Annotated in this window: 16 protein-coding genes and 1 tRNA gene; 9 read left to right on the top strand and 8 right to left on the bottom strand. The window is 35.2% G+C overall.

The window, feature by feature from the left end:
• Nucleotides 1-190 precede the first annotated feature (190 nt).
• Complete coding sequence (locus V6246_RS10480) at nucleotides 191-646, bottom strand: 6-pyruvoyl trahydropterin synthase family protein (protein ID WP_042500739.1); 456 nt, start codon at nucleotides 644-646, stop codon at nucleotides 191-193.
• A 130-nt stretch (nucleotides 647-776) separates the two neighbouring features.
• Entirely contained in the window at nucleotides 777-2,111 is a 1,335-nt protein-coding gene (locus V6246_RS10485) for an MATE family efflux transporter (RefSeq protein ID WP_341560410.1), read from the bottom strand.
• A gap of 122 nt (nucleotides 2,112-2,233) precedes the next feature.
• Here V6246_RS10485 and V6246_RS10490 point away from each other — a divergent pair, with 122 nt between their 5' ends.
• The 3 genes from V6246_RS10490 to V6246_RS10500 all read left to right on the top strand — a co-directional run bounded on the left by V6246_RS10490 (nucleotide 2,234) and on the right by V6246_RS10500 (nucleotide 4,118).
• A complete protein-coding gene (locus V6246_RS10490; protein ID WP_341560411.1) occupies nucleotides 2,234-3,028 on the top strand; it encodes a universal stress protein in 795 nt (264 codons plus the stop codon).
• 6 nt (nucleotides 3,029-3,034) lie between these two features.
• A tRNA-Ala gene (locus V6246_RS10495) sits at nucleotides 3,035-3,108 on the top strand.
• A 152-nt stretch (nucleotides 3,109-3,260) separates the two neighbouring features.
• Nucleotides 3,261-4,118 (top strand): endonuclease/exonuclease/phosphatase family protein, encoded by an 858-nt coding sequence (locus V6246_RS10500; RefSeq protein WP_341560412.1) that lies wholly within the window; start codon nucleotides 3,261-3,263, stop codon nucleotides 4,116-4,118.
• A gap of 103 nt (nucleotides 4,119-4,221) precedes the next feature.
• Here the strand turns inward: V6246_RS10500 and V6246_RS10505 are convergent, their stop codons facing one another.
• The 6 genes from V6246_RS10505 to V6246_RS10530 all read right to left on the bottom strand — a co-directional run bounded on the left by V6246_RS10505 (nucleotide 4,222) and on the right by V6246_RS10530 (nucleotide 15,614).
• On the bottom strand, nucleotides 4,222-4,938 hold the full coding sequence (locus V6246_RS10505) for a hypothetical protein (RefSeq protein WP_341560413.1): 717 nt from the start codon (nucleotides 4,936-4,938) through the stop codon (nucleotides 4,222-4,224).
• Nucleotides 4,938-8,297, bottom strand: a complete 3,360-nt coding sequence (locus V6246_RS10510; protein ID WP_341560414.1) for an alpha-amylase family glycosyl hydrolase — start codon at nucleotides 8,295-8,297, stop codon at nucleotides 4,938-4,940. The genes V6246_RS10505 and V6246_RS10510 overlap by 1 nt, the downstream gene beginning before the upstream one ends.
• 141 nt (nucleotides 8,298-8,438) lie before the next feature.
• Nucleotides 8,439-9,905 carry a SusE domain-containing protein gene (locus V6246_RS10515; protein ID WP_341560415.1) on the bottom strand — a complete coding sequence of 489 codons (1,467 nt, stop codon included), beginning with the start codon at nucleotides 9,903-9,905 and terminating at the stop codon, nucleotides 8,439-8,441.
• 25 nt (nucleotides 9,906-9,930) lie between these two features.
• Complete coding sequence (locus V6246_RS10520) at nucleotides 9,931-11,058, bottom strand: SusE domain-containing protein (RefSeq protein ID WP_341560416.1); 1,128 nt, start codon at nucleotides 11,056-11,058, stop codon at nucleotides 9,931-9,933.
• Between the two features lie 21 nt (nucleotides 11,059-11,079).
• Nucleotides 11,080-12,681, bottom strand: coding sequence for a RagB/SusD family nutrient uptake outer membrane protein (locus V6246_RS10525; protein ID WP_341560417.1), 1,602 nt, complete (start codon nucleotides 12,679-12,681; stop codon nucleotides 11,080-11,082).
• A gap of 11 nt (nucleotides 12,682-12,692) precedes the next feature.
• Nucleotides 12,693-15,614 carry a SusC/RagA family TonB-linked outer membrane protein gene (locus V6246_RS10530; RefSeq protein ID WP_341560418.1) on the bottom strand — a complete coding sequence of 974 codons (2,922 nt, stop codon included), beginning with the start codon at nucleotides 15,612-15,614 and terminating at the stop codon, nucleotides 12,693-12,695.
• Nucleotides 15,615-15,852: 238 nt separating this feature from the next.
• On the opposite strand from V6246_RS10530, the gene V6246_RS10535 reads away from it, so the two are divergent.
• The 6 genes from V6246_RS10535 (at nucleotide 15,853) to V6246_RS10560 (ending at nucleotide 25,602) form a co-directional block, all read left to right on the top strand.
• Entirely contained in the window at nucleotides 15,853-16,926 is a 1,074-nt protein-coding gene (locus V6246_RS10535) for a LacI family DNA-binding transcriptional regulator (protein WP_042499472.1), read from the top strand.
• Between the two features lie 165 nt (nucleotides 16,927-17,091).
• Nucleotides 17,092-18,459: an MFS transporter gene (locus tag V6246_RS10540; RefSeq protein ID WP_133967766.1), complete on the top strand. Its 1,368-nt coding sequence runs from the start codon at nucleotides 17,092-17,094 to the stop codon at nucleotides 18,457-18,459.
• An 8-nt stretch (nucleotides 18,460-18,467) separates the two neighbouring features.
• Nucleotides 18,468-19,124 (top strand): beta-phosphoglucomutase, encoded by a 657-nt coding sequence (pgmB, locus tag V6246_RS10545; RefSeq protein WP_341560419.1) that lies wholly within the window; start codon nucleotides 18,468-18,470, stop codon nucleotides 19,122-19,124.
• A gap of 78 nt (nucleotides 19,125-19,202) precedes the next feature.
• Entirely contained in the window at nucleotides 19,203-21,509 is a 2,307-nt protein-coding gene (locus V6246_RS10550; protein WP_341560420.1) for a glycoside hydrolase family 65 protein, read from the top strand.
• 15 nt (nucleotides 21,510-21,524) lie between these two features.
• Nucleotides 21,525-23,636, top strand: coding sequence for a glycoside hydrolase family 97 protein (locus tag V6246_RS10555; RefSeq protein ID WP_341560421.1), 2,112 nt, complete (start codon nucleotides 21,525-21,527; stop codon nucleotides 23,634-23,636).
• Nucleotides 23,637-23,655: 19 nt separating this feature from the next.
• The gene (locus tag V6246_RS10560) at nucleotides 23,656-25,602 is read left to right on the top strand and encodes a glycoside hydrolase family 13 protein (RefSeq protein ID WP_341560422.1); all 1,947 of its coding nucleotides are present in this window, start codon (nucleotides 23,656-23,658) and stop codon (nucleotides 25,600-25,602) included.

Below are 25,602 nucleotides of genomic sequence, written 5' to 3' on the forward strand. Positions count from 1 at the left end.
TAAACCTTTTATCTATTAAAATGAATTTGGTTTTATAAAAAAAAATGAGTTTAAATTAAATTTCTAAAAACACCCGATTAACTTGAGTTACATGTACAGCAAATACTCGCGTTAGGGATTGAACGGCGTGTTTGAGCTTCCGACCTTAGGAGGAGCGAGTAGTGAAAGCCCGACCCTTTTGGGTAACGCCCTAAATATTATCGGAAGCAAACCATTGCGCAAAAGAGCTATCGGTTTCTTGTAATTTTAATGAATGTAAACTGATGTGTTTTGGTAAGCGATTCTTGATTTTTTTTGCAAAATCCATAACCATCATTTCACTTGTTGGTTGGTAATCTACCAATAAAACGTTGTGATCGCGAGCTTCAAGTTCTTTTGCTAGCTCTACGTGTGGTGTGTTTTTATTAAAAACGGTAGCATGATCAAAAACATCTACAATTTCTTCTTTTACAATTTTTTTAAGATCGCCAAAATCGATAACCATACCGTATTTTACGTTGGTGCTATCTGAAATAGGTTGTCCAATTACGGTTACAGATAGTTTGTAACTATGGCCGTGTACGTTTTTGCATTTTCCGTCGTAACCATATAAGGCATGACCAGTTTCGAAAGCGAATTTTTTTGTAATACGAATGTTATTGCCCATTATCTTCTTTTTCTACGGTTTACTACGTAAACAACGATTAGTACTATGGCTAATAGCAGAAATAATCCGTTTCCGCTTATAAATGAGAGAATATCCATGGTGTTTGCTTCGTTTTAAATTTTGACCAAAGTTAAGATTTTTGTGACAGCGGAATAAATATTTTTCGAAATTTTATAATTAAAGGAATCCCTCGAGCTATAATCCAAAAGGTTAACGCAATAAAAATGGCATGAAGTTTATAGCCTATCGCATCTAACCAAAATAAAACGGGAAGAAAAACAAGTGATGTGGCGCATAAAAGTACGTTTCTTAAAAATTTCATTTTACCTAAACCTTTAAACATACCATCAAAAATGAAAGCTAAAGCACAAAAGGGTTGCATAATTAATACAAGCCAAAAGCTATTGTAAAATAAAGATAAAACCTCAGCATCTTTAGAAAATAGACGACCTAATGGATAGTAAAAAAGTGCTCCAAATACGGCTAGCATAATACCTACAATTATACCGTAACGAATAAGTTTGTTGCTTAGTTTTAATAGTGTTGCATAAGCCGTTTCTCCATATAATTTACCTGATAGTATATTGCCTGCACTGGCATAACCATCGACAAAAAAGGCGGCAAAAAACCATAAATTGATACAAATAGTATAGGCTGCTATGTGCGCTGGTCCGTAACCTGTGGCAAAACGTGTTGCAAAATATAGGGTTACATTTAATGCTAAGGTGCGCACAAATAGGTTAAGGATCATGATAACCAATTTATCGATTTCTTTATTTAAAGGGAAAGTGGGTATTAACGGAATATCGGTTTTTTTAATGAGGTAAATAGTTGCTAAAACGGCCATGGTAATTTGGGCGATTAAACTACCGTAAGCCGCGCCTTTAATATTCATGGCTGGTATGTAATTTTCTATACCAAACACAAAAGCGTAATCGAGTGCAATATTTAGAAAAGCACCAATAGTGGCTATAATCATGGGGTAAAATGTGTTTTGTAAACCTCGGAAAACACCAAAAACAGCCATGGTGAATAGTGTAAAAGGAAAACCAAAAACACGAATTCTGTAATACTCTACGCTGTAATCTAAAATAATGTTTGTGGCATTATATAGCTTAAAAATAGATCTAGCAAAAGGATAGGTGCCAAATATAATAAGTACACTTAGTAAGGTGATTATAAAAATGGCTTGGGCTGGTAAATTTTTAATTTTATCTAATTTGTTAGAGCCTAAATGTTGCGATACTATGGAGGAAATAGCACTTCTAGTTTGTCCTAAAACCCAAATAAGCATTGAAATAAATGTGCCAACAATACCAACGGCAGCCAAAGATTCTGTGGCGTTACTATCAATATTACCAATAATAGCCGTGTCGGTAATTGATAAAATAGGTTCGGCTATACCTGCAATTAATGCTGGTACGGCTAACTTGTTGATGTGCTTAAAACTAATGTTTGTATTCACAGAGGTATGTTGGTTTTCGTATATTTACCATGCAATTTTGTTTTTGCACTTACACGAATCATTTTTAATGTTTACTTTTGTTGCTTTAAAGCAGCAAATTTAATATATAATATCAGTTTATTATGAAGAATATTTTAGTTCCTGTTGGATCCTCGAAAAATGCACAAAGCCATTTACAGTATGCTGTAGATTTTGCTGAAGCCGTAGGCGCCAAACTTTTTGTAGTACAAGTTTATAATGTGTATACCAAAGCCGGAACTATGATTAGGGTAGACGATGTTATACAACGTGAAAGTAAAGCGTTTTTAGATAACTTGGTATCGCAAATTGATACTAAAAATGTTGAAGTTCTTGTAAAGGTTTTAAAAGGAAAATTAATTAATACTTTAGAGTTAGCCTGTAAAACGGCGGAGGTAGATTTAATTTTAGTTGAACCTAGAACTAACTCTATTAAAGATGAAGTTTATTTAGGAAAAACATCGGGTAAAATTATAAAACAAACCAATATACCGGCACTTATTGTTCCGGAAGGTTATGTGTTTAAACCTGTTACCAATGTTTTATTAGCTATGAAATCGGCTATTATTAAAAAGAAAAGGGCTTTAAATCCATTAAAATCTATAAAAGACACGTTTAATGCAGATGTACATTTGCTATTAGTAAAAACACCACATTACAACGAGGGTGATTTTGATGTTAACGAAGTTCTAGAAGATTTATCGAGTAGTGTTACTAAAAGTGGAAATGCTACAACGTTTCAAGGGGTGTTAGAACATTACCGTTCACACAACCCAGATATGCTTTGTGTTGTGCGCCGTAAGCGTGGTTTCTTTGCTAAAAAATGGGAGAAAAATACCATTCTTAAAAAAGATTTCCATAGTAACTTACCTGTTTTAGTATTACGCGGATTAAAATAATATTTTGGGGATGTAGCTCAGTTGGCTAGAGTGCTTGACTGGCAGTCAAGAGGTCGTCGGTTCGAGCCCGGTCTTCTCCACATTAAAAAGCTTCTCAGAAATGAGGAGCTTTTTTGTTTTTTAAAACTGTTTTACTCCATATATTAAAGGGGTTTTAAGTTTTTGTAAACATCTTTAAATTGGTTAGTAAAACTTGTAGCTTAGCGTTTTGAACTAATAAATATATCGAATCATGAAACTTTATTCAATTGGAATTTGTCTTTTATTTATAATTTTTCAAAGTTGTAATAATACAACTAAAGATAAAACGACGAGTGAAACTGTTAAGGTTATGACTTACAACATCCGTTTAGATGTCGCTTCCGATGGTGAGAACGCTTGGCCAAACCGAAAAACTTTTTTGTGTTCGCAGGTGTTGTTTAATGCACCAGATATTATGGGTATTCAGGAGGCGAAACCAAATCAAATGTTAGATTTAAAGCAGGCATTAAAAAACTATAAAACCATTGGAATTGGACGTTATGGCTTAAATATAGGCGAATTTTCGGCTATATTTTATAATTCAGAAAAAGTAAAAGTTGAAAATGAAAATACTTTTTGGCTTTCTGAAACTCCAGATCAGGTTTCTAAAGGTTGGGATGCAGCACATCCAAGAATTTGCACTTACGGGTTATTTACAAATCGTGAAACTCAGAAACAGTTTTGGGTGTTTAATACCCATTTAGACCATAAAGGGCACGAAGCGCAATTGCAGGGTGTTGCTCTAATTCAGGATAAGATAAAAGCGCTTAACACGAATAATTTGCCTGTTGTTTTAATGGGAGATTTTAATGCCGAACCTAACACTGAGTTAATTACCAAACTTAGCCAAAGTATGGACGATTCTAAAGGCTTAGCAAAAGTAGTTTTTGGCTCTAATGGTACTTTTAGTGGTTTTAAGACTGAAAAACTAGTTACTCGTAGAATTGATTATATTTTTGTTTCTAAAACTAATATTGAAGTTGAAAAATATGGTGTTTTATCGAGTTTGGTGGATTTGAAATACCCTTCGGATCATTTTCCTGTTTTAACCGAATTAATCATTAAATAACTTTCCAAAAGAAGCATGTTTTCAGAATAGTCAATTTAATAAGAAACACTTTGAATCTTGATATAAATTATCATCAAGTTTCAAAGTGTTTTTTTAGGTGAATTTATTGAACGGTAAACTCAAAAACTTGAGATTCCGAAGTATTGTTATTAGTATCTTTAGTAATAACACGCCAAAAATAAGTATTGCCAGAACCCACGGTTACTGAAACATTGTTGCTGCTTGTAGTAGCTTGTGCTTGTGTTGGCGGGTTTACGGTTCCGAAAAGGACTTCATATTCTGTAATATCATTATCAACATCTTCGCCTAACCATACTAAAGATATATTTACTGTTGAAGCCGCTAAGGAAGCCGATAGAGCAGGGCTAACCAATTCCGCTGGAAATGGAGCGTAAGATGATGTTGCTTCGCCTGCATTATAAAATTTCCAAGTATTACTTTGTGCTGTTTCTGTTCCCGAGTTTTTAGAAACCACATACCATGAATATGGCGTGCCTCTTAAAATAGTAACACTTTTTTCTGAAACAGAACTTGTATAATTGGTTGTAGTTTGCGTGTCTAAATTTTTAACGAATAATTGATATGATGTTACATTTTGAGCATCATTCCAGTTAAATAAAATAGTGCTTTCAGTACTTGTTAGGCTAGAACCTTCGGTGCATTCTGAATTTTCTTCAGGGAATGATAAAGTTGCTGCAGTTGGTGTTTTTACTTCATTGTCTGGATCCGGATCAACATCGTCATCGCTATTGCCTCCACAGTTAAAAATGAAAAGACATAAAACGAAACTTCCGAAGATATATTTAAGTGAATTTTTCATTAGTTCTTAATTATTTTAAAACTTTTGTTTGCTGTTTTTGTAACCACTTTTAATAAGTAAACGCCTTTTTCTAATGGAGTTGCATCTATTTTTAGTGTGTTGCTAGTTGTCTCAGTGTTGTAAACACGTTTTCCTAAAATAGAATAGAGTTCTACTATGGCTTTATCGTCGTTTAATTCTCCCAAGTAAACGTTTAATTCGTTGTTTGAAATTGGATTAGGAAACACCGTTAATTCGTCTCCATAAAAAATAGATTCTTCAAATTTACCTTGGCAAATTTTATCGGTTTCTACAGTAATCTTGTTTTCTCCATTCTGTAAAGTAAGTTCAATTTCAGAATTCGAAGTTTCTGTAGTAATACCGTTAAGCGTAATTTTATAAAGAGAACCACCACTCATGTTAAGTGAAACTAATTTCTTGCCATTTGCAGATTTTGATAGTACCGATAAATTTTCTGGCTCCGTTATAGTAATGTTGTAGCATTGCTCGTAATCTGGTTGGTTTTCAACAGTAATACAAACATTATAATGACCAGAAGCTAAATTGTTTTTAATAAAACTACTTGTAAAAGCATCGTCACTATTTAGGTTGTCGCCCGTAATTTTAACGCTATAGTTTAGATTCTTTTCTGCGGAAATATCAATAAAACCATTGTTGCTATTTCTGCAAGTTTCGTTACCAATTTGTAGTTTAAAGTTGTTGGCCGGTAAACTAAATATTTCACAACCGTTAGCATCTACTGTAGCTCCAATTGGAGTGTTGCTACACGTATCATTTGTGTTTAAAACACCATCGCTATCAAGATCTTCTGGAGTAATAAAGGTTTTGTCTCCAAAAATAATAAACTCGCCAGCCTTTAATGTTATCGATGCCGTGGTGCTGGTAACTTCCATAGGCATGTTTCTGTCTAGCAAATTATACCAAGTACCTGTTTGCTGAAAATTAGGCGTAATATTTTGTGCTGTAATACCAAAGTTACCAAGTATGGTAATGTATTTAATATCGTTTTCTGTAGCGCTATCCAGTGTTAAATGGATGGTTTTTAATCCTGAAGATTTGTTAGTGTCAACCTCGAAATTAGTGGTTTTGAATATAGGTTCTTCAAGTTTTAAACGAATTAAATTACGCCAAGTGTCATGAACAGATTTTCGGTTAGCATCATTTAAGTATTCCCAAAGGATAGGTTTGTTGCCAACTCTGCCGTTTTGGTCTATAGAAATATCATACCCCAATTCTCCAAATTGCCAAATCATTTTTGGTCCGGGTACCGTAAAGAAAAATGCGCCAGCGGTTTCTACACGTTTTAAGGCTGTGTTTAAATCTTTAACATTGTAATTAGTGTTGGTTGCTCCAAAATTAAGGTTTCTGTACATCATGCGTTCTTCATCATGACTTTCCATGTAGCTTACGGATGATGTGGCTTGTGCAAATCCTTTTTGTTTATATGATACGTTTCCGAAGTTAGATTTTCCATCAGTGAAAAACCCCATAGCGGCATCGCTATAAGTTCCGTTTAAATTGTTCCAAAGCATGATACCTTTCCCTTCATTTATGCGGTAGTTCCCCCATTCGCTTTCTTCAGTAATACCACCAAGATGCTCAAAAATAATATAGAAATCATCTTTTTTATCCCATTGGTAATCTGCATATTCTTTTAAAACGTCTACACGGTCTTGCTGATAGCTTCCAGTACAACTCTCGTTGTTTTCAGTACAATTTTGAGTAAATCCTTTGGTTAAATCCCATCGGAAACCATCAATTTTATATTCGTCAATCCAAAATTGAGTAACACGCTTTACATAATCACGAGTTGCTGTTTTACTATGGTTAAAATCGTTAAAAACACTATAGGCGTGTTTTGCTGTTTGGTTAAAAAACGGATTATCTGCAGAGGCGGTTCCTCCGTAATTACCGTTATCGGTGTTCCAAAGTCTGTAATATGGGTTCTGTCCAGAAGCATGATTAAAAACAACATCGACAATAATAGCTATACCACGACGGTGACATTCGTCTACCAAAGCTTTAAAAGCATTTTGGGTACCGTAATATTTATCGAGCGCCATGTGAAATGATGGGTTGTAGCCCCAACTTTCGTTACCATCAAATTCATTTAATGGCATTAGTTCTATAGCGTTTATACCTAGGTTTTCTATATAATCTAGTCTGCTTTTTAAAGCATCAAAACTGTGTAGAGCATCAAAGTCGCGAAGTAGTAATTCGTAAATTACTAAATCGGTTTTTTCGGGAGCTGTAAAATTGGTTACTTGCCAATTATAGTCTGCATCACCTGTTCTTAATAAAGTAATGTTGTGGTTTGTTTTTCCTGTTGGATAAGCTGGTAAATCGGGATAAGTTATCGCGTTGATATATTGATCGTTCGATTCTGTTAAAATAACCGGAGAATAGGGATCTGCTATTTTTATAGAAGCATCAACCATATATTGATACATGTGGTTGGTTTGTGGTGTTAACCCTGTTAGTTCTATCCAAAAACGATCTTTACTGCTGTCTTTCTTCATTAAAAAAGCATCATCTATCGTCCAATTATTAAAGTCGCCAATAACATGTACGAATTCTTTTAGCGGCGCATAAAGCACCAAAGTTGCTTTAGTATTATCGGTTTCATTATAATTAATACCATCTAATAACCCATTTGGTAAAGCGACTTCTGTAGTAGCCGGAATTACAATAGCTTCGAATGTTTTAGATTCTGTTTGTGTGCCATCCGTAATTTGTAATTCGAATGTTGTGGTTTCGTTTACCTGGTAATTGTTGGTGTATGTTGTAGTTTGAATAGCTGTATCTACTGGGTTATTGTTGGCCAGAAGTGTAAAGTTGGCGACAGTGCTAGAAGTCGCATTAATAGGAAGCGTTTCGCCAGCATCCAAAATGGTTGTTGTTTTCGTAGGCATGTTTAAAAATAGTTGAAAAGAACCAATATCGAAAAAGAAATCGGAACAACCTGACGCTTTTAATTCTTGATTTCCAGATGCATTTCTAAAAACCATACCCATTTTGGTAGATTCGCTTTGTTGCTCGTTTGTTAAACTATAATAAACGGATGGTGTTATAGTGATGCTCCAAGTGCCATCATTATTGTTTGACATTTCGCCAATGCCATCATCAGCGCCCCAATTCCCTACGGTTTTAATGCCCCAAGCATCGGTGTTGTTACCTATGCCAGAGTGCATGTAGACTTTGCTAGGTGCAGATATACTATTGCAATCTGTTGCTGTGCTGCTGAGGTTTACCGTAATGGTTATTTGGCTTGTAACTTCGAAAGCGCTAGGTGAAATAGTAACTTGCGAGATAGCGGTTAGGCTAAATAACAAGAACGTAAATAGTAACAGTTTTTTCATCTGTTTTGGTGTTTAGTTAAGTTGTAGTGTTGTAAAAGAAGGTTTTAGTTGAAAATATACGAACGTGTCGTTTTTATAATAACTTCTTTTTTAAGAAAAAAAAGGCTGATATAAATCAGCCTCTTTTATAGATTTAATATTTTAGTTTGGTATAATGTTGTAACTACCATCTAAATCGTTGAACCAGAAATCGTAATTGCCTGTTTCTGCGTTAAACGGAATGTTGTCTCCGCCGCCAGATAAATTGGCTTTACCATAAAGTTCACTAGATCCTGAATATCTCCAAACGTCTACCCAATCATCATTTGCTCTAATTAAGATGAAACCTCCATTTGTTAATGTTACACCATTAATGTACCATAAGTGTGGATTGTTAGCGTCCTGAGTAAAATTGGTGTCATTATCACCATCCCAACCGTTTGGTGTAGCATCTCCAATAATAGCCATAGAAGTATATGTTGGTGCTGCAGAAGCATCATAAGCTTCTACTGTAAAGCTACCAGATTCTCCAACTGTAGTGAAATTATACGAGTAGTATCCTGCAGTAGCAACATTAAATGTTCCTGGGTCTGAACCGCTACCAGTATTTACTGCTAGAGCAGTGCCATCATTTGTTCCCCATTGTGGTTGCCATGCGCCTTTAGTTTCTAATAATTTAAAAGCTCCTGCTCCAAAATACCCTACATAAACATAGTTGTTTGGTACATCTTGGTTTCTAAATAATGGTGTGTTATTGTTATCGTTACTCCATCCTGGTGATGTTGCATCTCCAACAACATATAAGTTAGGGAATGCAGAAAGGTAAGGTGTAACAGAAATGGTTAAAGCATCGGAAATTCTAGTTAATTCGCTACCACCAGAATTTGTATTTTTTGCTACAATTCTAATATCCATGTCGCCAGCAACTTCAGGAGTTAAACCAATGCCAATAGCAACTGCGTTTAATTCTGAATGTGTTGATGATACTGTACTTGCGTTAGTTGTTGTTCCAATAGAAACAGGGCTTGCAAAATCAGTTCCTGCTGTAGCGGCTTCAATAGTGTAATTGATGTCGGTGCCTAAAGAAGATTCTAAAACAGCATCTGTCCAATTTACAGTTAAAACCGTGTCGTCTACGGATCCAATAGATAAAACAAAAGCATCGCTAGCTAAAGGGCTAGAAATTACAGGAGCATCGGTTGGATATCTAGTTGCTAGTAATAAAATACTATTAGAAATTTCGATTCCCGCGGAAACTCTAATGTAGACAGGCACATCTCTAAATGTTGTTGCACCGGAATTTGCAATGGCATTGTTGAACTCTGCAACAGTCATTGAGAAATTTTTCGCTTCGGTTGTACCTAGAGCGAACTGCGATGTGAATTCAGCGTCGGCCGCCATTTCAACGGTGTAAGAACTGCTTCCGGTTACCTCGTCTTCCCATGACAATGTAAATGCAGGATTATCTGGCAATGCAAAATTTAAAAACACAGTGCTAATACCTGGTGTGTTTAGAACAAACTCAGCTTCTGGAGCTGTAATTGTTAGGCTTTCTTCTGTTTCGCAAGACGCGAAAAGCATTGTTGACAAAAGCAACAGAAAGCTTATTTTGGTTATATAAAATTTCATATTTTTTCTATTAAAAGGATTAATATTATAAGTTTAAAGGCACAAGAATGTAACGGCCAGTAAGGTCATTAAACCAAACATCGTAATCGTCTTCTACAATTACAGGTATTGATTCGCCACCATCTGTAGCGACTCCAGAAAACCCTGTTGCACCACCCCAAGCAGATCCTGTGTTTGTTACAAACGTAAGGTCTCCAGGTGTTAAATGTAAAGCTGCTGCATACCACATATGTGTGTCTATAGCTAATGCTGTTAAAGCAGTTGTTGTGGTACTTGAGCCTTGAACTTCAATAGTAGAAAAACTTGCTGCTCCTGTAGTGCTGTAAGGTGTTAAAGTGTATTTTTTAGTAGAAAAATCTATGCTGAATTGATAGTAACCAGCTGTTTCTACTCCAAAACGTCCTGGGTCTCCAGATTGTGTTGTTGGATTACCAGCAATATCGCCAGCTGTTGCTGGTACATCGTCACCTTCATTTGGAGTAACACCCCATTGTGGTTGCCATAAACCTCTACTTTCTAATATTTTAAATCGACCTTCGTCAAATCCTCCAGGTGTTGTAAAATATCCTGTGTAATAATAAAGGTTCTGGTTGGCAGCATCTCTAAATAATGGTGGGTTATTCGCGTTGTTATTCCATCCTGCAGATGTACCGTTTCCTACTAAATAGTAATCATCAAATACATAGTTATAATATGGGTATACATCAAATTGTACTGTATTTGATGCTATAGATTCACTGCTTTGTGAACCTAAAGATGCTACAACTCTAGTGTATAAAGTACCCCAAGTAAAAGGATCTAAACCCGCGCTACCTGCAGCGGCATTTATTTCACTAGTAGATAATGTTAGGTTGTTACGGCCTGTAACGGTAGATGCTGTAACTGGAGTTGTAAAAGCATCGTCGTTTGCGAATTGCACAGCATAATTAATAGCTGTTTGCTGTCCGTAATCAGATTCTATCCAGTTTAATGATAAAGCTGGGTTGTTTGTATTGTTTGCATCTAGTTCAATTTGGCTGAAGTTTAAGTCGGCTAAAATTGGTGACGATGGTTCTGAAACAGAATATATATCAGTGGTGTCTTCGCAAGAACTCAGGCATAGTAAAACTAAACCAATAATGCTAAACACTGAAATGTTTTTAAATTTTTTCATGGTCTTAATTTGTTTTTAATTTTAGTACCCTGTGTTTTGAGTAAGGTTAGGGTTTGCTGCAATACTTCCGGTTGGAATTGGATAGACATTAAAGTGCGATGGTAAAGAGATGCCATTGCTTCCATTACCTTTCCATGCCCAGTTGTAGTTTCCTCCAGTAAATTTATTGTAACGAATTAAATCTTGTCTTCGGTGTGCTTCCCAGTGTAATTCACGAGCGCGTTCATCTAAAATAAAATCTAAAGTTAAACCTCCAGAAGAAATAGTATTTGGGTTGTGTGCTCTAGCTCTTAAAGCATTTACATAACCAACAGCATCGGTAATAGTACCGCCACCGCCTCTTAAATGTGCTTCGGCATACATTAAGTATACATCGGCTAATCTAAATAAAGGGAAATCGGTGTCAACAAAGGTTTGATCGGCACCAGCGCTTCCTGTTGAGGTTGCGTTTGAGTATTTTTCAATAATGTATCCCGTATCTTTATCAGAGATTTCAATAATATCAATTGGTCTATCTGCAGAGATAATAGTATTTCTATCATCGTCAGCAAAAGAAGCATCAAATAGATTAGCTAATTGTTTTCTAATTCTAAGTGCGCCACCCCAGCCTGGTTTACTAACACCAAGTTCTAGTCCGTTTTCTTCTAAACTTCCAACTTGACCATTAATCATAACCGTTGTTGGTCCGTAGTTTTGCGTTGTTGTACCATCTGAAACTATTGGGAAAATAATTTCGTTTACCGCAGAGTTTGTGTTGTTATCTGCCATAAAATTGTGTAAATAATTAGGTGCTAATGTGTAACCACCGTCCATTATTTTTTCGCAATAGGTTAAACATTCAGTATAATGGTTTTCACCAATATATACTTCAGCATTTAAATACATTTTAGCTAAAACCATGTAAGCAACCGATTTATCGGCACGGCCATATTCATTTTGTCTAGAATCTATTAAATCGGTATCGATTGCTATTAATTCCGATTCAATAAAATCGAATAATTGACCTCTTTCATATACAGGAGGAAACGAGTTAAGATCATCATTTTCTGTAACGAAATTTGCTTTTCCAAAAATATCCATCATGTAGTAATAAGCCATGGCACGCATTAAGCGAGCTTCAGCTCTATAAGCTACAATGTCGGTTCTTGTAGTTGTCGATACGTTTCTTGCATCTAGTTTATCATCTGTAGTTTCTCTTAAAAAATTGTTTGCTAAAGCAATAGAAAGGTGTGCTCTACTAAACATACCAAGTAATAATGGGTTTTGAGCTGTCCATGTATTTCTTTGAATTTCTCTAGCTCCAGGATCATTCTCGTAAGACCAAATCATTTGATCTGCCGATAATGTTTGTACATATAAAAGTACACGTCCAAATTGGCTAGTTCCAGCATCAATGTTTTTAAGGTTTGAATTCCCTGCGCCATCGGTTCCTGTAAGTGCTAAGTTGGCATAAATACCTGCTAGCACTTGTTTGTAAGCTGCTTCGTTAGTAAAAAGCTCTTCGCTTAATACCGTTTGATCGTCATTAGGTACAATATCTAAATCATCGGTACACGAGGTTAGTGTAGCGAATAAAAGTAGAGCGGTCCCAATGGTATTTTGTATTTTAAATCTTGGTTTCATAGTTGTATTTTTTAAAATTTAAAATTAGCTCCTGCCAAAATAGTTCTTGGCCTTGGGTATATATTATTGTCTATGCCTTGGTCTGTACCAACCGATACTTCTGGATCTAATCCGCTATAATTTGTAATAGTGAATACGTTTTGAATTCCGGCCCATAAACGAATACTTTTTAATTTTTTAGAAACATTAGGAAAAGTATAACCTAAAGTAATGTTGTCCATTTTTAAGAATGAAGCGTCTTCTACATAAATATCAGAAATGATAACATCTGCAGTACGTTGAAAGTTATTATCTAAAACCGATGTTGGTAGGTTGCCTAACACCGCATTATCTTGAAGTAATTGGTATTGTGATCGCGATGAGTTTACGTTGTTATAAACGTAGTTTCCTAAATTAGCTCTCATATTGAAAGAGAAATCGAAATTTTTATAATTCACGTTAGATTGAAAACCTAAAATAGCATCTGCACCTGGGTTTTCTTTTAAGTAACGGTCATCTTCATTAATTACGTTATCACCATTTAAATCTACATAAGCACCTTCAATTGGGTTTCCAGATGTGTCGTAAAGTTGTTTGTAAACATTAAATGAGTTAGGCGAAAATCCTTCGCTTAATATTTGAATGTTGTTACCTGTACCACCAGAAATACCACCGGTTTTTACATCCTGACCTTGGGCAAGTTCTTTAATTTCTCTGTCTAAAAATGTTGCATTAAAATTGAAGTCTATAGTGAAGTCTTCTTGTTTAACCACATCGGCATTAACCGAGAATTCTATACCACGAGTTTGTAATTCGCCAATATTTTGGATAATGTTGTTTGAAAAGTTTGTACCATCGGCAACAGCAGCAGAGAATAATAAATCGGTAGAGTTTTTCTGGAAGAAGTTTAACGAACCAGAAACACGGTTGTCAAAAACGCCATAATCAATACCAAATTCTATAGTTGCTGTTTCTTCCCATTTAATATCTGGGTTTATTTCTGAAGCAATAAGCGATTGGATCACTTGGTTCCCAAACTGGTATTGAGAGTTAGCATCGCCGCCTCTATACCTGTTTAAGAAAATATCTTTTTCGCTAATAGATTGTTGACCCGTAATACCATATCCTGCTCTTAATTTTAAGTTTGAAATGGTTTTAGAATCTTTCAAAAAATCTTCATCACTAATATTCCAAGCTAAAGCAGCAGCAGGGAAGTTACCCCAACGATTTTCTTCGCTAAAACGAGATGTTCCATCGCGTCTGTAAGTTAGTGTTACTAAGTATTTTTCCAAAAATGTTAAGTTTGCTCTACCAAAAAAGCCAATTAAAACCACATCTGGATCTGCGTAAGTGTTAGCAAAAGTTTGTGGGTCTCTTAAGTTACCTGTATCGTTTCCGTTAAAGGTAAATTTTTGATAAGAGTAACCTGCCATTAATTCCGTACGGAAGTTTTCAAATTCTTTCTTATAGTTTAAGTAACCATCTAATAATTTGTTGGTTCTGTTTTCAAAACGACGTAAAGTATTTCCTTTTACAGGGTCGTTTGTTGGTACATTGTACGATGTAGATTGAATTTCTTTTGCCTTAGTTTCATCGTAACCAATATTTATTACCGCTCTTAAGTCTGGTAAAAAATGGAATTTATAATCAAAGTTTAAATTACCATAAACTCTATTAGAATCTCCCAAGTTATTAGTTTGAAGTAATGATGCTACTGGGTTTGTAGTTCCGTTTAAAACCGTTGTACCGTTGCGGTGCTGGTAATAACCATCAAAAGGAGATGTTGCGTCGTAAACCGGTTGTGTAGGGTCGTAAGATAATGCAGCGCCTATTTGACCAGAATCTGCAAAACGGTTATCTTCAAAACTCATGTTTGCATTTAAATTAATTTTTAAATGATCTTTAAACAGTGAAGGGTTTAAAGCTAAGCCTAAGTTTCTACGTTCAAATTCCGAAGTCATTAAAGCGCCTTCTTGGTTGGTTAATCCAAAAGAGAAACGTGTTGGAATGGCTTGAAATAAAGAGCCTTGCATAGAGATGTTGTGTTGAGATGATACGGTGTTTCTAAAAATTTCATCTTGCCAATCTGTGCTTGTTGCTCCCAATAAACTTTCGTCTAAAGTGGTTCCGTTAAGGGGTTGCGATGCAATAAGGTTTCTGTATTCATCTCCAGAAAACACATCAATACGGTTAGCGATTTCACCAAAACTGTATTGCGTATCATAGGTAGCGCTAAATGAAGATTTACCTTTTTTAGTTACAATAATAATAACCCCGTTTGATGCTCTAGAGCCATAAATTGCGGTTGCCGAAGCATCTTTCAATACAGAGAAAGAGTCAATATCATTTGGGTTAATACTAGCTAAAACTCCACGAGATCCTTTTACACTATTGTTATCTATAGGTAAACCATCGATAATAATAAGTGGATCGTTAGATCCGTTTATAGACGAGCCTCCACGAATTCTAATTTGAGAGCCAGAACCTGGAGCGCCACTTGTAGTAACGCTTACACCCGATACACGGCCGCTTAATAAGTTTTCTGGAGTTACAATGTTTCCTCGTGTAAAGTCTTCTGAAGTTATTGCTTCTACTGAGCCTGTGGCATCTTTTTTGGTTGTAGAACCGTACCCAATAACGACTATTTCGTTAAGTAGTGCAGCATCTTCATTAAGTTGAATATTTAATGGGGCTTGTCCCGAATAGGTTATTTCTTGTGATTGGAAGCCTACGTAAGTAACAACAAAAATGTCGCCGTTTTTGGCTTCAAGTTGAAAATTACCGTCAAAATCTGTTGCTGTTCCTGTTGCAGTGCCTTTAATTACGACATTTACTCCGGGAAGCGGAATAGAAGTTGCTTTTTCTGTTACTGTCCCTTTTACTCTATTTTGCGCGAATATTAATGTAGGTGCAAATAGCAAAAAGAACAACAATCTTTTAATAGTTGTCTTCATACAAATTAGTTTAAATAATGTCTAAATTAGTTGTTTATACTTTCACTTCTCGTGTTAAAATTATGTAAAAGAAATTGTTAAACAGTGATTGTGAGTTACGAAATTCTTAACGAAAACGTTTTCGTGTTGATAAGTTTTCATTATTTAAGCCTTAAATTATCAATTTCACATAATTGAGTCGTGTTAAATTATGCCGTAACTTTATGGTGTTAAGTATATTTTTTGTTAATTTACTTCAATGAAAAGAAAAATAACCCTTAAGCAAATTGCCCGCGAATTAGAGGTCTCCATATCTACGGTGTCCAAAGCTTTAAGCGGAAGCAAAGAGATTAGTGAAGATACCACTCAAAAAATACAAGCATTTGCTAAACTTTATAACTACCGGCCCAACAATATTGCACTGAGTTTAAAAAATAGAAAAACAAAAACCATAGGAATTTTAATACCTGAGATTGTTCATCATTTTTTCTCAACCGTTATTTTTGGTATTGAGCGTGTGGCTAATAAACGTGGCTATAATGTAATTGTAGGACTATCTAACGAGTCGTTTACCAAAGAAATTATAAATATGGAAATGCTTGCCAATGGTAGTATTGATGGGTTTATTCTTTCTATTTCTAAAGAAACATTACTTAAACAAGATTATCATCATTTTCATGCAACCATTAACCAAGGCATGCCCATTGTTATGTTCGATAGGGTGGTGAGTGAAGTAGATTGCGATAAGGTTATTGTTGATGATTTTAACGGTGCAGTAAAAGCGGTAAACATGCTTATTAATAAAGGTTGCGAGAATATAGCGCTTTTAACAACCATGGATTATGTAAGTGTTGGCCGACTTAGAACACAAGGGTATTTAGAGGCTTTGGAGCGTAATAATATTGAGCCGAATTCCGATTTAATTTTAAAAATTAACGATAGTTTGAATTCTGCAGATCATCTGGAGTTTTTAGAGAATGAAATTAATAAGTTTTTCGAATTGAACCCTAATATTGATGGTGTTTTTGCGGTAAACGAACTGTATGCTATTACAGCCATGAAGGTGGCAAAAAAAATAGGATTGAAAATCCCGGAAGATATTCAGGTTATTGGTTTTACCGATGGAGTACTTTCTAAACACGCCACACCAACCTTAACAACAGTGAGCCAACATGGACAAAGAATAGGGGAGCAAGCCGCTAATTTACTGATAGATAGATTAGAATCTGAAGATGTAGAACCAGACTCGTTTATTGTAAATAGTAACCCGAAATCGGACTTTATAAAACTAGTAATTGAGACCGAAATAATTGAAAGAGAATCTACTAAATAATTTTTTTTCTTTGAAAATTTAAAATCTTTCATATCTTTACACCGAAATCAAAACTTATATTTTCACTTCTCACTTAAGTTTTGATAAGTTATATCGATATCCTTTTTTTATTGAAATTGGTATAAAACCGCTTATCAAATAGTATTAACTTTAATATACTATTTAATGGAAAAGCGTAAATTAAGTTTCTGGCAAATTTGGAACATGAGTTTCGGATTTCTAGGGATACAATTTGGATTTGCACTTCAGGGAGGCTTTATGTCTCGAATTTTTCAAACATTAGGCGCCAGTCATGATGACATTCCGTTGTTATGGATTGCTGCACCTTTAACAGGTTTACTTGTACAACCAATTATTGGTTATATGAGTGACAGAACGTGGCATTCGAAATTAGGCCGCCGACGCCCTTACTTTTTAGTAGGTGCTGTGTTAAGCTCTATTGCTTTGTTTTTTGTGCCACATTCTTCTGCACTATGGATGGCTGCCGGATTTTTATGGATTTTAGATGCTTCCATTAATATTTCAATGGAACCCTTTCGTGCTTTAGTAGCCGATAAATTACCGGAATCTCAACGATCTTATGGTTTTGTAGTACAAACGCTTGTTATAGGTATTGGTACTTGGGTAGCTAGTAATTTACCTTGGATGGTTTCTCAGTTAGGAGTTTCCGATGCTGCGCCACAAGGTGTTGTGCCTATGTCGGTGAAAGTTGCTTTTGCTATTGGTGCTATTATCTTTTTGTTGAGTGTTTTGTATACCATTTTTACAACTTCAGAATATCCTCCTGAAGACATGGAAGCCTTTGAAAAAGAGAAGCAAAAGAAAAACCGGTTTATTCCAGACATTGTAAACAATATTGGTAACATGCCATTAACTATGAAGAAGTTGGGTGTTATCCAGTTTTTTTCTTGGTTTGCGTTTTTTACCATGTGGAGTATGGCAAACCCGGCATTAACCGAGCATATTTTTAATGCACCTGCTCCTATTGAAGCGAGTTATGATATGAGTGTTCTTGCTCAAGAAGAAGCTTTTAATGTCGCAAACACAACATTTCAAAAAGCATCGAATTTAGTAGGTTCCGCCATGGGGATTTACGGATTAACTTCTATGGTTTTTGCTTTGCTTTTAACGTTTTACACATCAAAAAGAAATATTAACCGAAAGTACGTGCACATGGGGTCTCTTATCTTGGGAGGTCTCGGTTTTATTGGTATGTATTATATTTCGAGTCCCGAAAATTTAAAGTATTGTTTCGCTTTAGTAGGTATTGCTTGGGGTAGTATTCTCTCCATGCCTTATGCTATGCTGTCTAGTTCGGTAGATCCAAAAAAAATGGGAGTGTTCATGGGGATTTTCAATATGTTTATTGTTATCCCACAAATAATTGCAGCTCTTGGAGGCATCAATTATGTGTCGAGTTTAATTGGCGATCAAGCCATAAATGCCATGCTTGTGGCAGGAGGAAGTTTAATAATTGCAGGCTTATGTAATTTTCTAATTACAAACAAATCGGCCATTTCATATCAATCTTAAATATAAAAATGAATACAGTAGGAGTAATATTCGATTTAGACGGTGTTATTGTAGATACCGCGAAATATCACTATTTAGCATGGAAAAGCCTTGCCGATAGTTTGGGTTTTGAGTTTACAGAAGCAAATAATGAACTGCTAAAAGGGGTGAGCCGCGTACGTTCTTTAGAAATTTTATTAGGACTAGGAAACGTTACGCTTTCCGAAGAAAAAAAACAAGAAGTTTTATTAAGTAAGAATGAGCATTATCTCAAGTATATCCATAAAATGGGTGCTGATGAAATTTTACCAGGTGCCGAAAAATTATTGGATAGTTTAGATGAACTAGGTGTTAAATACGTGCTAGGTTCTGCAAGTAAAAATGCACCATTAATTTTAAAACAAGTGGGCTTGTTTGATCGCTTTAAAGGTATTGTTGATGGAAATAGTGTTTCTAAAGCCAAACCAGATCCTGAAGTATTTTTAATTGGAGCCGAAAAACTAAACCTAAAGCCAGAGCAATGTATTGTTTTTGAAGATGCCATTGCAGGAGTAGAGGCAGCAAATAGAGCGCACATGGTGTCTGTTGGTATTGGTGATAAAGACACGTTAAGTGAGGCCGATTATAACTTTAATGATCTTACGGAAATCCCTGCGGATTTTATTGAAAGTATAAGCAGTAAGTAGTAAAATATAATTTAGAAAGAAGACAAAACAGAAAGGTGATACATAGCAGTTAAGCCTTTCTCTCAAAATATAAAACAGATGAATCAAGATTATATAAAACCAGATAATTGGTCCGTTATAGAAGAAGGTTTCAATGCCGAGCGCGTAAAATCTTCAGAAAGTTTATTCAGCATTGGCAACGGTGCTATGGGGCAACGTGCTAATTTTGAAGAGCAATATTCTGGACCAACGTTTCAGGGAAGTTATATTGCTGGCGTGTATTATCCAGATAAAACCCGTGTGGGCTGGTGGAAAAATGGATACCCCGAATATTTCGCAAAAGTATTAAACGCACCAAACTGGATTGGTATTAATGTTTCTGTAAATGGAGAACAATTGGATTTACATACTTGTAAAGCTGTTGATAATTTCAGGAGAGAGCTTAACATGAAAGCCGGTTGGTTATCGCGTAGTTTTACAGCAACACTACAAAATAATGTGGTGATTGAGGTGGAAGCCAAACGTTTTTTAAGTTTGGAATTAGACGAAGTTGGAGCTATTGAATATAGTGTAAAACCAATAAGTGCAGATGCAGAAGTGGTGTTTCAACCTTATTTAGATTCTGGAATTACAAATGAAGATACCAACTGGGATGATAAATTTTGGGATACTTTAAAGATTTGTAATGAAAACAATCAGGCTTTTATCGAGGCTAAAACGATGAAAACCGAATTTCATACCTGTACTTTTATGGAATCGGAGGTTTTTGTCAATGGAACTGCTTTAACTGTAAAACCAATAATTGAAAGTGATTCTAATAGTATTTCTTTTAGTTATTCTAATCAAGTTAAACAAGGCGAAACTTACACTATCAATAAGTTTGGAGGTTATGTTGTAGATACTAATCACGATAAAAATGAACTTATTTCTGCTGCAAAAAGCGTATTGAATTTAGCAACAGAAAAAGGGTTTGATGTTTTGTTAGACGAACAAAAACAAGCATGGGAGCGTATTTGGAGCATGTCTGATATTTCAATTTCTGGAGATGTAAAAGCGCAGCAAGGTATTCGTTTTAATATTTTTCAACTAAATCAAACTTACTTAGGTAAAGATTCTAGATTAAATATTGGGCCAAAAGGTTTTACTGGCGAAAAATATGGTGGAAGCACGTATTGGGATACCGAAGCGTATTGCATTCCGTTTTATATGGCTACCAAAGATCAAAACGTGGCGAGAAGCTTGTTAGAATACCGTTATAACCATTTGGAAAAAGCGATTGAAAACGCCGAAAAATTAGGTTTTACAAACGGTGCAGCTTTATACCCAATGGTAACCATGAATGGCGAAGAATGCCATAATGAATGGGAAATTACTTTTGAAGAAATACATAGAAATGGTGCCATAGCATTTGCTATTTTTAATTACCATCGTTACACGGGCGATTATAGCTATATCCCAGAAAAAGGTTTAGAAGTTTTAATTGGAATTGCTCGTTTTTGGCAGCAACGCGCTACGTTTTCTTCAGCTAAAGACAAATATGTTATTTTAGGAGTAACAGGTCCGAATGAGTACGAAAACAACGTAAATAATAACTTTTATACCAATTATTTAGCACAATGGTGTATTAATTATGCTTTAGAAAATATCTCAAAAATTGAAAGTGAATACCCTTTAGATTTTGCTAGAGTAATGAATAAAGTAAAACTAGAAGAAGCGGAATTAAATAAATGGAAAGCGGTTGCTGAAAATATGTATTTTCCTTTTTCAGAAGAAAAACAAATATACTTACAGCAAGATGGTTTTCTAGATAAAGAATTAATTACTGTAGATCACTTGGAGAAAGCACAACGACCAATAAATCAAAAATGGAGTTGGGATCGTATTCTGCGTTCACCATACATTAAGCAAGCTGATACTTTACAAGGTTTTTACTTTTTTGAAGATCAGTTTTCTAACGACGAGTTGGAGCGTCATTTCGATTTTTACGAACCTTTTACAGTTCACGAAAGTTCATTATCACCTTGTGTACACAGTATTCAAGCCGCAAAGTTAGATCGTATGGAGCAGGCGTACACGTTTTATTTAAGAACGTCTCGCTTGGATTTAGATGATTATAATAATGAAGTTCACGAAGGTTTACATATTACATCTATGGCTGGTACATGGATGAGTATTGTAGAAGGTTTTGGCGGTATGCGTGTTAAAGATGATATGCTTTCTTTCACTCCAAAAATCCCTAAGGAATGGGATGAATATTCATTTAAAGTGAATTTTAGACACCATATTTTAAAAGTGAATGTAAATCAATCGGGTGCTAAATTCGAATTAGAAGGCGATTCAGATTTACAAATTTTAGTAAATAATTCAGCGGTAACCATTTCTCGAAATAGTTTGTTAACAGTTTAATTGAATAAAGAAATTATGAAGTTATTTATATTGATATATGCTGTTTTGTTTTCAGTAATAGAAGGGAATTCTCAAGAACTTAAATCGCCTAATGGAGATTTAGTGATGCAGTTTTCTTTAGAATTAAATGGTGTACCAACTTATAAGTTAGCATACAAAAATAAAGCAGTAATAAAGCCAAGCCACTTAGGATTGGAGTTAAAAAATGATGAAAAATCGTTATTAAATAGCTTCGAAATTTCGAGTACAGAAACAGTAACTTTCGATGAGACTTGGCAGCCTGTTTGGGGAGAAACCAAAGATATTCGCAATCATTATAACGAATTGGCGGTAGAATTAACTCAAAGTGAAACGGAGCGTAAAATAATTATTCGTTTTAGGTTGTTTAATGATGGTTTAGGCTTTCGTTACGAGTTTCCTTCGCAAGAAAATCTGGTTTATTTTGTAATAAAAGAAGAGCGAACTCAATTTGCTATGGCTGGCGATCATAAAGCCTTTTGGATTCCTGGAGATTACGATTCTCAAGAATATGATTTTACGGAATCTAGATTATCAGAAATTAGAGGTTTGTTTGATACGGCTTTAACTGATAATGCCTCGCAAGAACAGTATTCTAAAACAGGAGTACAAACGTCTTTAATGATGAAAACAGCCGATGGTTTGTATATTAATTTACACGAAGCTGCGCTTGTTAATTATTCTTGTATGAATCTTAATCTAGATGATGAAAACATTATTTTCGAGTCTTGGTTAACACCCGATGCTAATGGTGATAAAGGTTATATGCAGGCGCCATGCACTTCACCCTGGAGAACCGTTATGGTTAGTGATGATGCTCGCGATATACTAGCATCTAATATCACTTTAAATTTAAATGAACCTTGCGCCATTGAAGATACATCTTGGATTAAGCCAGTAAAATATATTGGCGTTTGGTGGGAAATGATTACCGGAAAAAGTTCTTGGCAATACACCGATGAATTACCAAGTGTAGAGCTCGGAATTACAGATTATACTCAGGTTAAACCAAATAAAACGCATGGAGCAAACAACACCAAAGTAAAACGATATATAGATTTTGCTTCGGAACATGGTTTTGATGGTGTTTTAGTTGAAGGTTGGAATGAAGGTTGGGAAGATTGGTTTGGGAAATCGAAAGATTATGTCTTCGATTTTGTAACACCATATCCAGATTTTGATGTAGAGGCTATACATAGTTATGCGAAATCTAAAGGGGTTAAAATGATAATGCATCATGAAACTTCTGGCTCGGCACGAAATTACGAACGTCATCTTGATCAGGCTTATCAATTTATGAAAGATAATGGTTACGATGCCGTTAAAAGTGGTTATGTTGGTGATATGTTACCAAGAGGAGAGCACCATTACGGACAATGGACGGTAAATCATTTTCAATATTGTGTAGAAAAAGCGGCAGATTATGAAATTATGGTTAACGCTCATGAAGCTGTAAGACCAACTGGAATTAGTAGAACTTATCCTAATTTAATAGGAAACGAGTCTGCACGTGGAACCGAGTTTCAGGCCTTTGGCGGCTCTAAACCAAACCATGTTACGGTATTACCGTTTACACGTTTAATTGGTGGTCCTATGGATTATACGCCTGGTATTTTTGAAATGGATATTAGTAAGCTTAACCCTGATAATAAGTCGCATGTAAATAGCACTATTGCTAATCAATTAGCGCTTTATGTTACGATGTATTCACCGTTGCAAATGGCGGCAGATTTACCGGAACATTACGAGCAATTTATGGATGCTTTTCAGTTTATAAAAGATGTCGCTTTAGATTGGGATGAAAGTGCGTATTTAGAAGCCGAACCAGGTTATTATGTTACTATTGCTCGAAAAGAAAAAGGAACAAACAATTGGTTTGTTGGTAATGTAAATGGTAACGAATCTAGAGTTTCAACCATTAAATTCGATTTCTTAGAAAAAGGAAAAAAGTATAAAGCTATTATTTATGCCGATGCTAAAGATGCGCACTACAAAACCAATCCGCAGGCATATAAAATAACTACAAAAACAGTAACAAGTAAGTCGAAATTATCGCAGTTATCTGTTCCTGGTGGTGGTTACGCTATTAGTATTATGGAAATTAAATAATTTGAAAATACATGTTATTATGAATTGTCTAAATATTAATAAATGCTGTTTTGCACTTTTAGTGGTTTCTTTTTTTGTTTTAAATACATCGTGTAAACAAAATAGTGAGGCTTCTGTTTTAAAAGTAGATGAGGTGTTTAGTATTGAAATTAAAAACGATATTGAACGGATTGAACCAATGCATTGGTGGGTAGGTTTTAAAAATACCGAATTGCAATTGTTAGTTAAACATCCAAATATTTCGGCTGCTACTCCAAAAATTTCATATAAAGGAGTTTCAGTAAAAAAAGTAAATAAAGCCGATAGTCCAAACTATCTTTTTATCGATTTAGAGATTTCAAAAGAAACCAAAGCAGGACAATTTAATATTGTTTTTAAGTTTAAAGATGGGAATATATTAACCCAAACTTATCAATTAAAAACTCGTGAAACTCCAGCGGAAGATTTTGTTGGTTTTGATAGTAGCGATGCGGTTTATTTAATAACGCCAGATCGTTTTGTAAATGGCGATACGAGCAATGATATTGATGAAACGCTAAGTGAGAAAACAATTAATAGAGAAGATAATTATGCGCGCCACGGTGGCGATATAAAAGGCATAACGCAGCGTTTAGATTACATAACCGATATGGGTTTTACGGCCATTTGGCCTTGTCCGTTACTTACTAATAATATGGCAAACTCGTCGTATCACGGTTATGCAATGACCGATTTTTATCAAATAGATCCGCGATTTGGGACCTTAGACGATTATCGAGAATTGGCTGATAAAAGTAGAGCGCGTGGTATAAAGTTGATAATGGACCAAGTTGCTAATCACTGCGGAAGCGCGCATTGGTGGATGAAAGATTTACCTTTTAAAGATTGGCTTAACTATCAAGAAAATTTTGAAAATGGAGGCAAATTAAAAACATCTAATCATAGACGTACTAGTAATCAAGATATATACGCTTCTAAAATTGATAAAGAAGAAATGGCGAATGGTTGGTTTGTGTCGGCTATGCCAGATCTTAATCAGCGTAATCTATTTATGGCAAAATACATTATTCAAAATAGTATTTGGTGGGTGGAAACAGTTGGTTTGGGCGGGATTCGTCAAGATACTTATCCGTATCCAGACAAGGCGTTTATGAGTCAATGGACTGGAAGTATTATGACGGAATATCCTAATTTTTCAATAGTTGGCGAAGAGTGGAGTACAAACCCATTACTTATTGGTTATTGGCAAGATGGTGCTAATAATCGTGATGGATACGATTCTAATTTAAAATCACCAATGGATTTTGCTATGCAGAGTTCTATTGTGAAGGCTTTAAATGAAGAAGAAACCTGGGATGAAGGTTTAATAAAAATGTATGAAGGTTTGGCGAACGATTTCTATTATGCGTCACCTAAAGATTTAATGGTGTTTCCAGATAATCATGATATGAGCCGCATTTTTACACAGCTTAAAGGCGATATTCCAAACACAAAAATAGCACTGAGTTATATTTTAACCATGCCTAGAATTCCGCAAATTTATTACGGTACCGAGATTTTAATGAATGATTTCCAAAAGCCTGGCGATCATGGTTTAATCCGTACCGATTTTCCTGGTGGTTGGCAAAACGATACCGTGAATGCCTTTACAGGAATAGGCCTAAGTAACGAGCAAAAGGATATGCAATTGTATTTAAAAAAGTTGCTTAATTTCAGGAAAGGCAGTGAAGCAATTCATAACGGAGAAACGTTGCATTTTGCACCTTTTAAAGGAACTTATGTTTTGTTTAGAACGCTTAATGATGAGGTTGTTGTGCATATTATAAATAAAAACAACACACCAATAACATTAGATTTAACTCGCTATGCGGAAGTGGACTTAAAAGGAAAAACCTTAAAAAACATTATCACTAACGAAACATTTGTTTGGGGAGATCGTATAATTTTAAAAGAAACAGGAAGTTTTGTTTATACTACAAAATTATAA

The organism is Algibacter sp. TI.3.09, from assembly GCF_038154905.1.
In the GTDB taxonomy this organism is placed as follows: Bacteria; Bacteroidota; Bacteroidia; order Flavobacteriales; family Flavobacteriaceae; genus Algibacter.

What these genes read in the sequence shown, in the direction of transcription:
- V6246_RS10480 (WP_042500739.1), bottom strand. Translation starts at nt 646, where the DNA reads ATGGGCAATAACATTCGTATTACAAAAAAATTCGCTTTCGAAACTGGT.
- V6246_RS10490 (WP_341560411.1), top strand. Translation starts at nt 2,234, where the DNA reads ATGAAGAATATTTTAGTTCCTGTTGGATCCTCGAAAAATGCACAAAGC.
- V6246_RS10500 (WP_341560412.1), top strand. Translation starts at nt 3,261, where the DNA reads ATGAAACTTTATTCAATTGGAATTTGTCTTTTATTTATAATTTTTCAA.
- V6246_RS10505 (WP_341560413.1), bottom strand. Translation starts at nt 4,938, where the DNA reads ATGAAAAATTCACTTAAATATATCTTCGGAAGTTTCGTTTTATGTCTT.
- V6246_RS10510 (WP_341560414.1), bottom strand. Translation starts at nt 8,297, where the DNA reads ATGAAAAAACTGTTACTATTTACGTTCTTGTTATTTAGCCTAACCGCT.
- V6246_RS10515 (WP_341560415.1), bottom strand. Translation starts at nt 9,905, where the DNA reads ATGAAATTTTATATAACCAAAATAAGCTTTCTGTTGCTTTTGTCAACA.
- V6246_RS10520 (WP_341560416.1), bottom strand. Translation starts at nt 11,058, where the DNA reads ATGAAAAAATTTAAAAACATTTCAGTGTTTAGCATTATTGGTTTAGTT.
- V6246_RS10525 (WP_341560417.1), bottom strand. Translation starts at nt 12,681, where the DNA reads ATGAAACCAAGATTTAAAATACAAAATACCATTGGGACCGCTCTACTT.
- V6246_RS10530 (WP_341560418.1), bottom strand. Translation starts at nt 15,614, where the DNA reads ATGAAGACAACTATTAAAAGATTGTTGTTCTTTTTGCTATTTGCACCT.
- V6246_RS10535 (WP_042499472.1), top strand. Translation starts at nt 15,853, where the DNA reads ATGAAAAGAAAAATAACCCTTAAGCAAATTGCCCGCGAATTAGAGGTC.
- V6246_RS10540 (WP_133967766.1), top strand. Translation starts at nt 17,092, where the DNA reads ATGGAAAAGCGTAAATTAAGTTTCTGGCAAATTTGGAACATGAGTTTC.
- pgmB (WP_341560419.1), top strand. Translation starts at nt 18,468, where the DNA reads ATGAATACAGTAGGAGTAATATTCGATTTAGACGGTGTTATTGTAGAT.
- V6246_RS10550 (WP_341560420.1), top strand. Translation starts at nt 19,203, where the DNA reads ATGAATCAAGATTATATAAAACCAGATAATTGGTCCGTTATAGAAGAA.
- V6246_RS10555 (WP_341560421.1), top strand. Translation starts at nt 21,525, where the DNA reads ATGAAGTTATTTATATTGATATATGCTGTTTTGTTTTCAGTAATAGAA.
- V6246_RS10560 (WP_341560422.1), top strand. Translation starts at nt 23,656, where the DNA reads ATGAATTGTCTAAATATTAATAAATGCTGTTTTGCACTTTTAGTGGTT.